Origin of the sequence: Enterobacteriaceae endosymbiont of Donacia cincticornis (assembly GCF_012568845.1) — a bacterium.
Taxonomy (GTDB): Bacteria; Pseudomonadota; Gammaproteobacteria; order Enterobacterales; family Enterobacteriaceae.
The window spans coordinates 55,971-70,865 of record NZ_CP046194.1; the positions used below are offsets into that span (position 1 = coordinate 55,971).

Genomic DNA, 14,895 nt, shown 5'->3' on the forward strand with positions numbered 1-14,895 from the left:
CTATAAATTATATATAAAAAAAATATTATTTTTTAATATAAAAATAAAACCAATAAAAATTAAAATATCTGCAAAGTTAAAAATTGGAAATTGATAATTAAAAATATGTAGATTTATAAAATCTATTACAAAACCGTGATAAATTCTATCAATTAAATTACCTAATATTCCACTAATTATTAAATTATATGATAAATAAATATTTTTATTTTTTAATAAATGTTTTATATAAAATAAAATTAAAATAATTATAACTGTAAAAAAATAAATAATAATTTTCTTATTTTTTAAAAATTCTAAAATGATACCATAATTACGTATATAAATAAAATTTATATAATTATTTATATAAAAACATTCATATAATTTTATATTTTTAATAATTAAAGTTTTACTTAAAAAATCTATTATTATAAGTAATATAATATAAAAATTTAATAAATATTTTATTTTTTTAATCAAAATTTTAAATAAATAAACGTTTTTCTCCATTTCCTTTTATGTTTAATTGACAACGCTCACAAATATCATTTGTTATATATTTTGAATAATACCAACAACGTTGACATTTTATATATTTTGATTTTGTAATTTTAAATTTTTGTACTAATCTATTTTTAATTTTTGTTTTTTCTAAAAAAATAGTAATATTAGAAACTAATAATAAAAAACGCAATTCTGAACCTAATAGTAATAATTTATTATAAATATTTTTTGTTACAAATACAATTATATCTACTTCTAGAGAAGTTTTAATAATTTTTTTATTTCTTGCATATTCTATAATTTTATTAATTTCATTTTTAAAAATGAAAATATTATTCCAATATTGATCATTCATAATATCTTTTGATGAAAAATAAAATAAATTAGAATACCATTCTTCTATAAAAATATATTTATTTCTTAATCCTGGAATATAATTCCAAATTTCATGAGCTGTAAAAGATAATATTGGAGTTATCCATCTTACTAAAGATTCAAGAATCATATATAAAGCTGTTTGACAGCTTAATCTTTCGATACTACATTTTTTAAATGTATATTGTCTATCTTTAATAATATCAAAATATAAAGAACCTAAATCTATAGAACAAAATTGTATTACTTCTTTAACAACATTTTGTATGTTATATATTTTATAATATTTAATAATTTTATTTTGCACAATTTTTGTTTTATTAATAATCCATTTATCTAAAATTATCATTTTAATAGGTTTAATCATATTTTTATCAGGATTAAAATCATATAAATTAGATAATAAAAATCTAACTGTATTACGAATACGTCTATAAATTTCTGTAATTCTTTTTAAAATATCATTAGATATATTAATTTCATCAGAATAATCTGTAGATGCGACCCATAATCTCAGAATATCACTACCTAAATTAGTTATTATATCTTGAGGTTTTATAATATTACCTAATGATTTAGACATTTTTTTACCTTTACTATCTACGGTAAATCCATGACTAATAACTGTTTTATAAGGAGGACGATGATGTATAATTAAAGAAATAATTAATGATGATATAAACCATCCTCTATATTGATCTGTTCCTTCTAAGTACATATCAATAATATTATTTTTAAATTCTTTAATTTGATTTATAATCGAATTATAAGTTGAGCCTGAATCAAACCATACATCTAATGTATCTGTAACTTTTTCATAATAAATATAATCATTGCCTAAAAATTTTTTAATATCTAAATCCCACCATGCCTGTATACCTTTTTTTTCAATTATACAAGCTATTTTTTCAATAAATTCTAGTGAATTATTATGTATTTTTTGTGTTTTTTTATGAATAAATAAAGGAATTGGGATCCCCCAAAGTCTTTGTCTAGAAATACACCAATCAGGTCTTTTATCTAACATTATAGACATTCTTTTATATCCCCAATCAGGTATCCATTTTACTTTTTTAATTGATTGTTTTATTTTTTGTTTAAAATTTTGATTTATACTAATAAACCATTGTGGGGTAGATATATAAATAATTGGTATTTTATGACGCCAACAGTATGGATATTTATGGATATAATCATCTACTAAAAATAATGATCCCTTTTTTTTTAAAATATCTAATATTATTTTTTCTGAATAAAATACATTAATATTATTTAACTTAGGATGGATACCCTTTATAAAAAAGCCTTTTTTATTTATAATATTTTTCATAAGTTTTATATTATGTTGATAACATATATTATAATCATCTAATCCATGATTAGGAGCTATATGAACAATACCTGTACCTGATTTTTCAGAAGCATAATTATTTATAATTAAATGTGAAATATTATTATTAAAAGGATTATATATCAATAAATTTTTAAAATTTTCACCTTTTATTTCTCCTAAAATTTTCCAATTTATTATTTTTGTTTTATTCATGATAATATTTACTAAATTTTTTGCTATAATTATAATATCATCATTAATTTTAATTAATTGATAATATATTCTAGGATTAATAACAATTGCCTGATTAGCAGGTATACTCCATGGGGTAGTAGTCCATATTAAAAAAGAAATATTATTATTATTTTTTATTTTTAAATTTAAAGTTTTTTTAAAAAAATCATTACTAGCAATAGTAAATTTAACATAACATGTTAATGTTTTTTTTTTAACGTAATCGACTTCAGCTTCAGCTAAAGAAGAAATACATTTTATACACCAATATACTGGTTTTTCCCCTTTATATACATAATTATTTTTAATAATACTTCCTAAAGTACGTACAATATTAGCTTCTGTTTTAAAATCCATTGTTAAATAAGGATGTAACCAATCAGCTAATATTCCTAATCTAATAAAATCTTTTTTTTGTTTAGAAATTTGTTTTAATGCATATTTTCTACATTCAATTCTAAATTGTTTTTTAGAAACATTTTTATTTTTATTTTTTAAAATTTTTTCTACTTTTTGTTCTATAGGTAAACCATGGCAATCCCAACCAGGAATAAAAAGAGTATAATAGCCATCCATATTTTTAGATTTCAAAATAATATCTTTTAAAATTTTATTAAAAGCATGTCCGATATGTATATTACCATTTGCATAAGGAGGCCCATCATGTAAAATAAATTTTTTTTTTTTTTGTTTTTTTTGATTTAAAATATTTTTATATAAATTATCTTTTTCCCATTGTTTTAATATTATTAACTCATTAGTAACTAGATTAGCTTTCATCGGAAATTTTGTTTTTGGTAAATTTAATCGAAATTTATTTTTTATACTCATTGTCTTTAATCTTAAAATTAATTTTAAATATTAAATTTTTATTTTATTTATCTTAGAATATTATATATAATAATATTTTATGTAAATATTTTATAAAAATAAAATATAATAAGTATCATTATAATTATTGAGTATTATATGGCTAATATAAAATCATCTAAAAAAAGAGTTTTAAAATCAGAACAAAATAGACAACATAATATGAAATATCGTTCTATGTTACGTACTTTTATTAAAAAAGTGAATAATGCTATTTCAGAAAAAAACATTGAATTATCTAAAAAAATGTTTAAAAAAATGCAATCTTTGATAGATAAACAAGCACAAAAAAATTTAATTCATAAAAATAAAGCATCTCGTTATAAATCCAGACTTTTTAATAAAATAAACAAACTTATTTAAATATTATAAAATATATATAAAATTATAAAGTTAATATAAATAACAAATACTAATATATATGAAAATTTCTTTAACTAATAAAGCTGCAAAGAAAATAAAATCTTTAAATCGGAAAAATATGAATTTTAGAGTATTTATTATAGGTGGAGGGTGTAGTGGATTTAAATATGATTTCATCTTTGATAAAATAATACAAAAAAATGACCTTTTAATAAAAAGATTAGGTATAAATATTATTATTGATACAATAAGTATACAATATCTATCGGGAAGTATAATCGATTATATTCAAAATATTGAAGAAGAAAAATTTATTATTAAAAATCCATATATGAAAAATAAATGTAATTGTGGTTATTCTTTCGATATTTAATATCAATAATTAAAATTATTTCATAAGGAAAATATATGTCTAATATTAAATTAGTTTTATTACGTCATGGAGAAAGTGAATGGAACAAAAAAAATTTGTTTACTGGATGGCATGATGTTAAATTAACTAAAGAAGGTAAAATTGAAGCAAAAAAAGCAGGACAAATTTTAAAAATAAATAATTTTAAATTTGATTATGCGTATACTTCTTTTTTAAGAAGAGCAATATGTACCTTATGGTTAACACTAGATCAATTAGATCAATTATGGATACCTATTAAAAAAACATGGAGATTAAATGAAAGACATTATGGAAAATTACAAGGAATCAATAAAGATCAAGCTATAAAAAAATTTGGAATAGAACAAGTAAAACAATGGAGACGTAGTTTTAATGTCGCTCCTCCTTTATTATCTATGGATGATTTTAGATGGCCTAGATTTGATTCTAAATATTCTAAATTAGAAGATTATCAATTACCTTTATCAGAAAGTTTATCTACAACTATGAAAAGAGTAATGCATGTATGGAATAATCATATATCTCTTAAAATAAGAAATATGGAACGTATTTTAATTGTTGCTCATGGTAATTCATTAAGAGCTTTAATAAAATATATAGAAAATATAAATGATAAAGATATTGTTAATTTAAATATAGCTACGGGAATACCTATTATTTATGAATTTAATAATAATTTAAATTATATTAATAAATATTATTTAAATAATTAATAATTATACTTTAAAAATTTTATTTAGTAGCTTGAATAACTGTTACTGCAATAGTATAAATTATATCTTCAATAGAAGCACCTCTTGAAAGATCATTAATTGGTTGTTTTATACCTTGTAAAATAGGTCCTATAGAAATAATATTAGAAGATCTTTGTACTGCTTTATATGTCGTATTACCTGTATTAAGATCAGGAAAAATAATAATATTAGCTTTTCCTGCAACTAATGAATTTGGAGCTTTATATTTAGCAACATTTCTCATGATAGCTGTATCATATTGTAAAGGACCATCTATTAAAAGGTTTGGTATTTTTTTTCTTACTAAATTAGTAGCTTTATATACTTTTTCTACTTCAATACCTTTAGCAGATGTTCCAGTAGAATAAGAAATCATTGCTACTTTAGGTTGAAAATTAAATAATTTACTAGTTTCCACTGATTGTATAGCTATTTCAGCTAATTGTTTATAATCAGGATTAGGATTAATTGCACAATCAGCATAAATTAATACATTTTTAGGTAATAACATAATAAATATAGATGAAACAATAGAATATTTAGATAAAGTTTTAATAATTTGTAATGCAGGTCTGATAGTATTTGCAGTTGTTGTATTAGCTCCTGAAACTATACCATCAACTTTATGTTCTTTTAACATCATAGTCGCTAAAAACATATTATCATTTAATAAATGTATTGCTTCATATTTACTTAAAAGCTTATTTTTTCTTATATACATAAGTTTTTCTATATAATTATTTCTTATTAAATCTGGATCTATAATAGAAATATTATTATTATTAATATTAATATTATTTTTTTTAGCTATATTTATAATTTCTTTTGTTTTTCCGAATAAAATACAATTAGCAATATTTTTTTCAGAACATATTGATGCTGCTTTTAAAACACGTAATTCCTTACCTTCAGGTAGTAAAATTATTTTTTTAGATTTACTTGCTTTATTTATTAAATTATATTTAAAAATAAATGGAGAAACATAAAATTTATAATTTAAATCTTTTTGTTTAAAAAAATTTGAAGGAATATATAGTTTAGTATAATTAATAATATTAGTTATTAAATCAGTATCATTTATTGGAAAATCATATTTATAAATATTTTCTAATTTTAAAAAAATATTGTATAAATTATCTTTTACACAAAATAAAGATATATTATTTTTAACAATTTTTTTTATTATATTAATTTTATAAAATTTTTTATTTATTATGAAGTCTGTAAATAAAATTGCATTAAAAATAATTTTTTTAGATAAAATTTGATCTATAATTTTAATTATTTTTTTATTTTTAAAAGAAATAACTAATAAAGATTCACTAAATTTTTGTAGATTTATAAAAATTTTTTTATCAAAATAAATAATATATTTAATTTTTTTATATTTAATATTATTAATTATATTACAATTTAAATAATTACATATCAATTTTACATTAATACCAAATATAAAATTTTTCAACCATGGCACTAATATAATATTCTTGTTTTTAGAAAATAAAAATTTTTTAGATACAAAATTATATTTTTTTGTATATAAAAAATGTTGAAAAATATTTAAATTGTAAAAAAAAGGGTTAATATTTTGATATGCATATTTTTTTTTAATAAATAAATATGTATTTTTAATGTTAAAATCATTTAATTTATTTTTAAAAAGAATTTTAATTTTAGATTCTATTTTTTCTAAATTTTTATTTATTATAGACATGGATGTTACAAAAATTATTTTTGCATTAAATATATTTGCTATATCACAATTTAATTGAAAAATTAATTCTTTAATACAAACAGGAATTATCCCTTCTATAAAAAGAATATCTGTATTATAAATATTTTGATAAGTTTTTTGAATTATGTTATCTATAATGTTATTATATTCAATATTTTTTTTTAATAAACTAATATCATTTATTTTTATTGGATTAATTGATTTTATATTAGGAAAATTATGCATATTTAAAATGTCATTAGTATGATTAAAATAATAATTTTCTATTCTAGAAATAGGTTTTAAAAAACTACATTTTAAATTATTATTTTTTAAAATTTTTAAAAATCCTAAATTAATACTTGTAAAAAAATGCATATCAATATCTATTGGTATAGATATAATTACTTGTTTTTTAAACATTATTATATACCGTTTAAATTTATTAAAAAAAATTATTTTATTTTATAAATAATTTTAAATGTCTCTTGAGAAATCATTAATTCTTCATTTGTAGGAATTACTATTATAGGTATACTAAAATTTGTACTTATAAGCCCGATTTTACCATATTTAAAAATATTATTTAATTTTTTATCAATAAAAAAATTTAAAATTTTTAATTTTTTTATTGTTTTTTCTCGAATTAATGTACTATTTTCTCCAATTCCTCCTGTAAAAATAATTGCATGTATTTTATTATTCATTAACACACTATAAGATGCTATATATTTAGTTAAATTATGTATAAATACATCAGTAGCTATTTTAATATCGTTATTTTTAAAATAATTTTCTTCGATATATCTAAAATCACTAGTAATATTTGTTAATCCTAACATACCTGATTTTTTAGTTAAAATATTGTAAATTGTGTCCATATCAAAATTTAATTCATTAAACATATAAAATATAATTGCTGGATCAATATTACCGCATCTAGTTCCCATTACTAATCCTTCTAAAGGTGTCAATCCCATAGAAGTATCTATACTTTTACCATTATTTATTGCTGTAATAGATGAACCATTACCTAAATGGCAAGAAATACAATTAAAATTATGTAGTTTTATATTTAAAAATTTAGCTGCGATTTGAGTAACATATTTATGACTAGTTCCATGTGCTCCATAACGACGTATTTTATATTTTTTATAAAATATGATCGGTAATGCATATAAATATGATTTAATAGGTATTGTTTGATGAAAAGCTGTATCAAATACAGCAACTTGTTTATTTTTTAAATGTGGTAAAATTTTTTTCATTTCTTTTACACCTATTACTTGAATAGGATTATGTAAAGGTGCGAAAATAGACGCTTTTTTTATTTCTTCAAGAACAGTATCGGTAATTAATACAGAATTAATAAATTTTTCACCACCATGTACTATACGGTGCCCTATACCTATGATACTATCATACAATAAATTTTTTTTTAATATTTTTTCTACTAAATAATTTAGTATGAATTTATGAGTAATTTTATTATAAAATTTAATTTTTTTTTTTTTTTCATTAAAATTCCATTTAATTATAGAATTATTATTATGAAAATTTTCAGCTAAACCAAACAGTAAAGTTTTTTTTTTTATAGGATCTATAATTTTAAATTTTAAAGAAGAACTACCACAATTAATTACAAATATTAATTTATCTAACATTTTTACATCCTAAATATATTTTTTCTATATAATTATTAATAATTATATAGAAAAAAATAATAAAATTATATATAAAATATTTGATAAAAATTTTAAAATATATTATATACATGATCAATAATTTATTATATAATTCACTTTGTAGGCGCATTGGCAGAATGGTTATGCAGAGGATTGCAAATCCTTTTATTTCGGTTCAATTCCGGGATGCGCCTAAAATATTATTTTACCCAGATGGTGGAATTGGTAGACACAAGGGACTTAAAATCCCTCGGCATTTATATTGCTATGCGGGTTCAATTCCCGCTCTGGGTAAAATAAAATAAATATTTTATAAAAAATATTCATATTTTTGTAAAATATTATTAAATATAATAAATAATAATGATTTATTATGAATAAATATATAATTATAAAAATTTTTGTCTATATAGTTTAATGAATATAGTATAATAATTATTATTAAAAATCCTTTTAATAATCCAAAAAATAATCCTAAAAATTGATTTATATTTTTAATGTAAATATTTTTAATTTTAATATTTAAATAATTTTTAATTATACATCCTAATATTAAAATAAATATCAAATAAAAAAATATTAAAAAAAAATTTTTAAAATAAAGATGATTTATATCTATTTTTTTTATATAAAATAAATAATAACAATATTTTTTTAATAAATAAAAAGATATAAACCAGCTAAATATAGTTAATATTTCATTTATAAAACCTTTTAAAAAACTCATTGTAGAAAAATATATTAATATAAATATAAATAAATAATCTATTTTTGACATATGAATATATATTTTTTTTAAATAAAATAAGATAACATATTTAAAATTAATTTTTTAAAACTATAAAATTTTGTAAAAATATTATTATTTAAAATAAATATTTATAATAAAAAAATTTTATTTATAATAATAAAATTATTAAATTAATTTTTTTAAAATAAAATATAAATTATAATTAAAAAAAGGAATACCAAAATGTTTTGGATATTTAACTTCTATTAAGAATAAACCATTAGGTTTTACTGTAATAGCAGCTTTTGTTCTATCTTTAATTTTAATTAATTCTAATAACCAATTTTCTTTTTTTCGACCAATACCAATTTCTATTAAACTACCTATAATATTTCTTACCATATGATATAAAAAAGCATTTGCTTTAATATCTATAAAAATATAATTTCCATATTTTTTAATATTACAATACATAATTCTTCTAAAAGAAGAAACATTATTTTTTTTCCCAGAGTGAAAAGAAGAAAAATCATGTTCTCCTAATAAATATTGGATTGCATTTTTCATTTTGACAATATTTAATTTTTTTTTATATAAAGTAACTAAATCACTAAATATAGCAGATTTAAATTGATTATTATAAATAACATAAATATATCTACGAGATAAAGCACTAAACCTAGCATGAAAATTTTTTTTTACAGAAATAATCCATTTTATAACTATATCTTTGGGTAATAAACTATTTATACCTAAAAACCAAGATTTTTTACTTCTAAAACTATATGTTTCAAAATGGATTACTTGTCCGATACTATGTACACCAATATCAGTTCTACCTGCACAAAAAATAAATACATCATGATTAGCAATTTTAGAAATAATTTTTTCTAAATATCCTTGTATAGTTTTTTTATAATGTATATTTTGTTTTTGCCATCCATGATAATGAGTACCATTATATTCAACTCCTAATGCAAATTTATATTTTTTTTTAAAATTAATGTTCATATTTTTTTATCTCACTAAATAATTTTGCTATACTTAGTCTTTTACTAAAAATTTAGTTACATTTTAAAAAAAATTATATAGAATATTATTCTAATAAATCTTATTTAAAATATCTAATAAAAGTAAAATTTTATGAGTATAGATATGATAAAAATATATAAAAAATTTAATAAATTTATTTTTACAATAATAAAGTTAATAATTACTATATTTATAATAAATTCAACAATTATATATGCTAATGAAGATATATTTAATGTTGATTTACAACCATCTATTAATGCTAGATCTTATATCTTAATAGATTATAATACAGGTACAATTTTAACTGAAAAAAATTCAAATGAAACTCAAAAACCAGCTAGTTTAGCAAAAATTATGACTAGTTATGTTATTGGAAAAGCTTTAGCTAAAGGGAAATTAAATCGCAATGATATTGTTACTATTAGTAAAAATGCTTGGGCTACTGGAAATGAAGAGTTTAATGGTTCATCATTAATGTTTTTAAAAATAGGAGATAATATTTCTGTCAAAAATTTAATAAAAGGTATTATATTGCAATCAGGAAATGATGCTTGTGTTGCTATGGCTGAATATATATCAGGTAATCAACAAAATTTTGTAAATTTAATGAATTTTTATGCGAAAAAAATAGGATTAAAAAATACTATTTTTAAAAATGTACATGGATTAGATGAATCAGGACAATATACAACGGCAAAAGATATAGCTATTATGGGTAAATCTTTAATAAAAGATTTTCCTTATGAATATTCTATTTATAAAGAAAAAAGTTTTACTTTTAATCATATTAATCAAAAAAATCGTAATTTACTATTATGGGATAAAAATTTATATGTAGATGGAATTAAAACAGGGCATACAAAAGATGCAGGTTATAATATTATAGCTTCTGCAATAAAAAATAATATGAGATTAATTGTTGTAATATTAGGAGATAGAACAGAACAAGATCGTAAAAAAAATAGTAAAAAATTATTAAATTGGGGTTTTGAAACATTTCGCACAATTCATCCAATTAAAAAATATCAAAAAATAGCTTCTATTCCTGTATTATATGGTAAACAATCATATGTAAGAATTGGTATTAAAAATGATGTATATTTAACTATTCTTAAAAATCAAGAAAAAAAAATTAAAATTTTATATCATATTAAAAATAATAAAATTTTCGCTCCTATATATAAAAATCAAATATTAGGACATATTACTTTTATAATTAATAATCATATAATTGTGGATTATCCATTAATTGCATTAGAAAATGTTCCAAAAGGAAACTTTTTTGTATGTTTTTTAGATTACATAAGATTATTATTAAGTAAATGGATCCATCAATAAACAAATTATATAAATTATAAAATAATAATATATATTAATGTATAATAAAAATTTTATCATAAGAAATCTTGGTATAGAATTATGGAATTATACTTATAAAAAAATGTGTAATTTCAATTATACACGATCTAATAAAACATTAGATGAAATTTGGTTAGTTGAACATTATCCTGTTTTTACTCAAGGAAAATTATCTAATATAAAAGATATTATTAATTATAATCATAATATACCTATATTTTCCTCTGATAGAGGAGGTAAAATTACTTATCATGCTCCAGGACAACAAATTATGTATGTTTTAATAAATTTAAAAAGAAGAAAACTTAGTATTAGATCTTTGATTTTTATTTTAAAACAAACAATTATAAATATATTAACTTATTTTAAGATATCATCTAGTACATCTTTTAAAAAGATTTCTGGTATTTATATAAATAATCAAAAAATAGCATCTATAGGTATAAAAATTTCAAAAGGATGTACTACACATGGTATATCATTTAATATTAATATGGATTTATTACCTTTTTATTATATAAATCCATGTGGGTTAAAAAAATTAAAAATGATAAATTTGAAAAATTATATTTATAATATAAAAATGTTTAAAATTAGAAAATTTTTAATAAATGAATTTTTATTATTAATAAATAATCAATATAAAAAATAATATTATTATATTAATAATATATATTATACTTAATTATTTTAAGTTACTATATATAATAATATGAAACAAAAAATTTTAAAAAAACCTAGTTGGATTAAAATTAAATTTTCCATAAAACATATTAATAAAATTAGAAAAATAAAATCGTTTTTGAAACAAAATAAATTACATTCGGTTTGTGAAGAAGCATCATGTCCTAATTTAATAGAATGTTTTAGTAAAGGACAATTAACTTTTATGATTTTAGGTAATATATGTACAAGAAATTGTCTATATTGTAATGTTCTACATGGTAGACCAAAAAAAAAATATGATCAAAAAGAAGCTTCTAAATTAGCTAATATGATTTCTTTAATGAAATTAAAATATGTTGTTATTACTTCAGTTACTCGTGATGATTTACGTGATGGAGGAGCACAACAATTTATTAATTGTATAGAAAAAATACGTGAAAAAAATCCTAAAATTAAAATAGAAATTTTAGTACCTGATTTTAAAAATTGTATTGAAAAAGCTTTACAAATATTTAGTAGTTCCCTACCTGATGTTTTTAATCATAATATAGAAACAGTAGAACGTTTATATAAAAAAGTACGACCTGCAGGTATATATAAAAAATCTTTAATTTTATTAAATAGATTTAAATATTTATTTCCTAAAATATTAACTAAATCAGGGTTAATGGTTGGTTTAGGTGAAACAAAAAAAGAATTATTTAATACAATAAAAGATTTAAAAAATAATGGAGTTGATATTCTAACTATAGGTCAATACTTACAACCAAGTAAATATCACATTCCTGTATCAAGTTACATTAATTTAAATGAGTTTAATAAAATTAAAGTTAAAGCAAAAAAAATTGGTTTTAAAAAAGTAATATGTGGACCTTTTATTCGTTCTTCATATAATGCAGAAAATTATTTTTCTTAAAATTTAAGAAATAATGCCTCTGAAAAATTTTTTAAATTTTAAAATTAAAATTTAAAAATAATCTTATTTTTTTTAAAGTAAATAAAAAAATTTTCAATAATTTTAATAAAATAAAATTTTCAGAGGCAAATAATATTTTAAACCTTTTCTGACTAACTAAATAAGTCTATATAGCAACTACATTAGCAGCAGAAGGTCCTTTGGCTCCGTTAGTAATTTCAAATTCTACTTTTTGGCCTTCGGTTAATGTTTTAAAACCACTACTTTGAATAGCAGAAAAATGTACAAAAACATCTTTACTACCATCTTCAGGAGTAATGAAACCAAAACCTTTAGATTCATTAAACCACTTAACGTTACCCTTAATCTTGGACATCAATTATTACCTTTACATAAAAATAGACACTAAAATTGTGTCATATAAAAGTACATCAATTAATGATACATTTGTCTAGTGAAACAAATCAAAAAGCTGATAAATATCAAATTTTTTAAAAAAAATATTTAATTTTCTTATATTTTTTTAAAATTTTATTAAAAATACTAATAAAATATGATTTTTTTAGGAAAAAAAAATGTGTTTATTATTAGGAAAAAAAATATTAATTACAGGTATTTTAAATAAATTATCAATTTCTTATGGTATAGCCCGTATTATGTTTAAACATAAAGCAAATTTAATTTTTACATATCAAAAAAATAAAAATAAAAATAAAATTAGAGAATTAGTGAAAAATATGACAAAATATCCAATAATTAAATGTGATGTATCTAAAGATAAAGATATTAAATTTTTATTTTTCAAAATATCTAAAATATGGAAAAAATTTGATGGATTTGTTTATTCTATTGCTTTTACTCCAGAAAATACATTAAAAAAAAATTTTTTAAATACATCTCGTTTAGAATTTCAAATTTCTCATGATATTAATTCTTATAGTTTATTAGGCATGGTAAAAAACTGTATAAATATATTAAATAATAAATCTTCAATTATAGTGTTAACTTATTTAGGATCACAAAAGTTTGTACAAAATTATAATATAATGGGCTTATCAAAAGCTTCATTAGAAACTAATATTCGTTATATAGCATGTAATATCGGATATAAAAATATTCGAATTAATGGAATTTCTCCTTCACCAATTAAAACTATTGCTTCTTCTAGAATAAAAAATATTAATTATATAATTAAATTATATAAAAAACACAGTCCTTTATGTGAATCTATTACAATAGATCATGTTGGTAATGTTGCTACTTTTTTAGCTTCTGATTTGTCTTTAGGTATTACAGGAGAAATTATTTATTTAGATTCTGGATTTAATCTTCAAATTATTAATAATATTGAATGAATATTTTTTTATATTTATTTGTGATTAAATAAAATAAAAATTTGAAAAATAATTTAATAAATGATAATTTTGAAATTCAGATAAGTATTATATTTTATATAAAATATATAAATAATTTAAATAGGTTAGATATTTTATGATGATAATTGGGGTACCAAAAGAAAAATATTTTGAAGAAAAAAGAGTAGCAATGACACCTTCAAATATTAAAAAACTAATAAAATTAGGTTTCAGAATATATATTGAAAAAGGAGCTGGAAACTTATCATTTTTTCATGATCAAGATTATGAAAATAACGGAGCAAGAATTGTAGAAAGTAAAGAAGTTTGGAATGCAAATATAATAGTTAAAATTCATCCTCTTAATGAGGAAGAAAGAGAATTAATAAAAAATAATAGTACATTAATTAGTTTTATTAAACCATATCAAAATAAAACATTATTAAATATTTTAGCTAAAAAAAATATCACTACTATTGCGATGGATGCAATACCTAGAATTTCTAGAGCTCAATCTTTTGATGCTTTAAGTTCAATGAATAATTTATCTGGTTATAGAAGTATTATTGAATCAATTAATTTATTGGGAAGAACTTTAAATGGACAAATTACTGCTGCTGGTAATATTTTACCTGCAGCAGAGATC

General features: G+C 19.0%; 15 protein-coding genes and 2 tRNA genes (1 of these 17 cut by a window edge). 10 read left to right on the plus strand and 7 right to left on the minus strand.

What is annotated here, in order from left to right; genetic code table 11:
- Positions 1 to 492, minus strand: a complete 492-nt coding sequence (gene lspA / locus GJT99_RS00295) for a signal peptidase II (protein ID WP_168893742.1) — start codon at positions 490 to 492, stop codon at positions 1 to 3.
- The gene (gene ileS / locus GJT99_RS00300) at positions 467 to 3,259 is read right to left on the minus strand and encodes an isoleucine--tRNA ligase (RefSeq protein WP_168893743.1); all 2,793 of its coding nucleotides are present in this window, start codon (positions 3,257 to 3,259) and stop codon (positions 467 to 469) included. The genes lspA and ileS overlap by 26 nt, the downstream gene beginning before the upstream one ends.
- Positions 3,260 to 3,397: 138 nt before the next feature.
- Between ileS and rpsT the strand changes: the two genes are divergently transcribed.
- The 3 genes from rpsT to gpmA are packed head-to-tail and all read left to right on the plus strand — an operon-like array spanning position 3,398 to position 4,768.
- The gene (gene rpsT, locus GJT99_RS00305) at positions 3,398 to 3,661 is read left to right on the plus strand and encodes a 30S ribosomal protein S20 (protein ID WP_168893744.1); all 264 of its coding nucleotides are present in this window, start codon (positions 3,398 to 3,400) and stop codon (positions 3,659 to 3,661) included.
- Between the two features lie 58 nt (positions 3,662 to 3,719).
- Positions 3,720 to 4,034 (plus strand): iron-sulfur cluster insertion protein ErpA, encoded by a 315-nt coding sequence (gene erpA, locus GJT99_RS00310; RefSeq protein ID WP_168893745.1) that lies wholly within the window; start codon positions 3,720 to 3,722, stop codon positions 4,032 to 4,034.
- 35 nt (positions 4,035 to 4,069) lie between these two features.
- Positions 4,070 to 4,768 (plus strand): 2,3-diphosphoglycerate-dependent phosphoglycerate mutase, encoded by a 699-nt coding sequence (gpmA, locus tag GJT99_RS00315; protein ID WP_168893746.1) that lies wholly within the window; start codon positions 4,070 to 4,072, stop codon positions 4,766 to 4,768.
- A 19-nt stretch (positions 4,769 to 4,787) separates the two neighbouring features.
- Here gpmA and pta read toward each other — a convergent pair whose 3' ends face one another.
- Positions 4,788 to 6,926 carry a phosphate acetyltransferase gene (pta, locus tag GJT99_RS00320; protein WP_168893747.1) on the minus strand — a complete coding sequence of 713 codons (2,139 nt, stop codon included), beginning with the start codon at positions 6,924 to 6,926 and terminating at the stop codon, positions 4,788 to 4,790.
- A gap of 32 nt (positions 6,927 to 6,958) precedes the next feature.
- A complete protein-coding gene (locus GJT99_RS00325) occupies positions 6,959 to 8,167 on the minus strand; it encodes an acetate kinase (RefSeq protein WP_168893748.1) in 1,209 nt (402 codons plus the stop codon).
- A gap of 144 nt (positions 8,168 to 8,311) precedes the next feature.
- Here GJT99_RS00325 and GJT99_RS00330 point away from each other — a divergent pair.
- Both GJT99_RS00330 and GJT99_RS00335 read left to right on the plus strand, forming a co-directional pair.
- Positions 8,312 to 8,382, plus strand: a tRNA-Cys gene (locus GJT99_RS00330).
- Between the two features lie 13 nt (positions 8,383 to 8,395).
- A tRNA-Leu gene (locus tag GJT99_RS00335) sits at positions 8,396 to 8,482 on the plus strand.
- Positions 8,483 to 8,498: 16 nt separating this feature from the next.
- Here GJT99_RS00335 and GJT99_RS00340 read toward each other — a convergent pair.
- Together GJT99_RS00340 and truA are read right to left on the minus strand one after the other, a co-directional pair.
- Positions 8,499 to 8,966: a CvpA family protein gene (locus GJT99_RS00340; protein WP_168893749.1), complete on the minus strand. Its 468-nt coding sequence runs from the start codon at positions 8,964 to 8,966 to the stop codon at positions 8,499 to 8,501.
- Positions 8,967 to 9,104: 138 nt separating this feature from the next.
- Positions 9,105 to 9,929, minus strand: a complete 825-nt coding sequence (truA, locus tag GJT99_RS00345; RefSeq protein ID WP_168893750.1) for a tRNA pseudouridine(38-40) synthase TruA — start codon at positions 9,927 to 9,929, stop codon at positions 9,105 to 9,107.
- A 132-nt stretch (positions 9,930 to 10,061) separates the two neighbouring features.
- On the opposite strand from truA, the gene GJT99_RS00350 reads away from it, so the two are divergent.
- The 3 genes from GJT99_RS00350 to lipA are packed head-to-tail and all read left to right on the plus strand — an operon-like array spanning position 10,062 to position 12,894.
- Positions 10,062 to 11,291, plus strand: coding sequence for a serine hydrolase (locus GJT99_RS00350; protein ID WP_246208907.1), 1,230 nt, complete (start codon positions 10,062 to 10,064; stop codon positions 11,289 to 11,291).
- Positions 11,292 to 11,328: 37 nt separating this feature from the next.
- Positions 11,329 to 11,964, plus strand: coding sequence for a lipoyl(octanoyl) transferase LipB (lipB, locus tag GJT99_RS00355; protein WP_168893752.1), 636 nt, complete (start codon positions 11,329 to 11,331; stop codon positions 11,962 to 11,964).
- Positions 11,965 to 12,024: 60 nt separating this feature from the next.
- A complete protein-coding gene (gene lipA, locus GJT99_RS00360; protein ID WP_168893753.1) occupies positions 12,025 to 12,894 on the plus strand; it encodes a lipoyl synthase in 870 nt (289 codons plus the stop codon).
- Between the two features lie 166 nt (positions 12,895 to 13,060).
- Here lipA and cspE read toward each other — a convergent pair whose 3' ends face one another.
- Positions 13,061 to 13,270, minus strand: coding sequence for a transcription antiterminator/RNA stability regulator CspE (gene cspE, locus GJT99_RS00365; RefSeq protein WP_168893754.1), 210 nt, complete (start codon positions 13,268 to 13,270; stop codon positions 13,061 to 13,063).
- Between the two features lie 199 nt (positions 13,271 to 13,469).
- On the opposite strand from cspE, the gene GJT99_RS00370 reads away from it, so the two are divergent.
- Complete coding sequence (locus GJT99_RS00370; protein WP_168893755.1) at positions 13,470 to 14,249, plus strand: enoyl-ACP reductase FabI; 780 nt, start codon at positions 13,470 to 13,472, stop codon at positions 14,247 to 14,249.
- 139 nt (positions 14,250 to 14,388) lie between these two features.
- Positions 14,389 to 14,895: the beginning of a Re/Si-specific NAD(P)(+) transhydrogenase subunit alpha gene (locus GJT99_RS00375; RefSeq protein WP_168893756.1), read on the plus strand. The gene runs 1,038 nt beyond the window's last position; the window shows 507 of its 1,545 coding nt (coding positions 1–507); the start codon lies at positions 14,389 to 14,391; its stop codon lies off the right edge, out of view.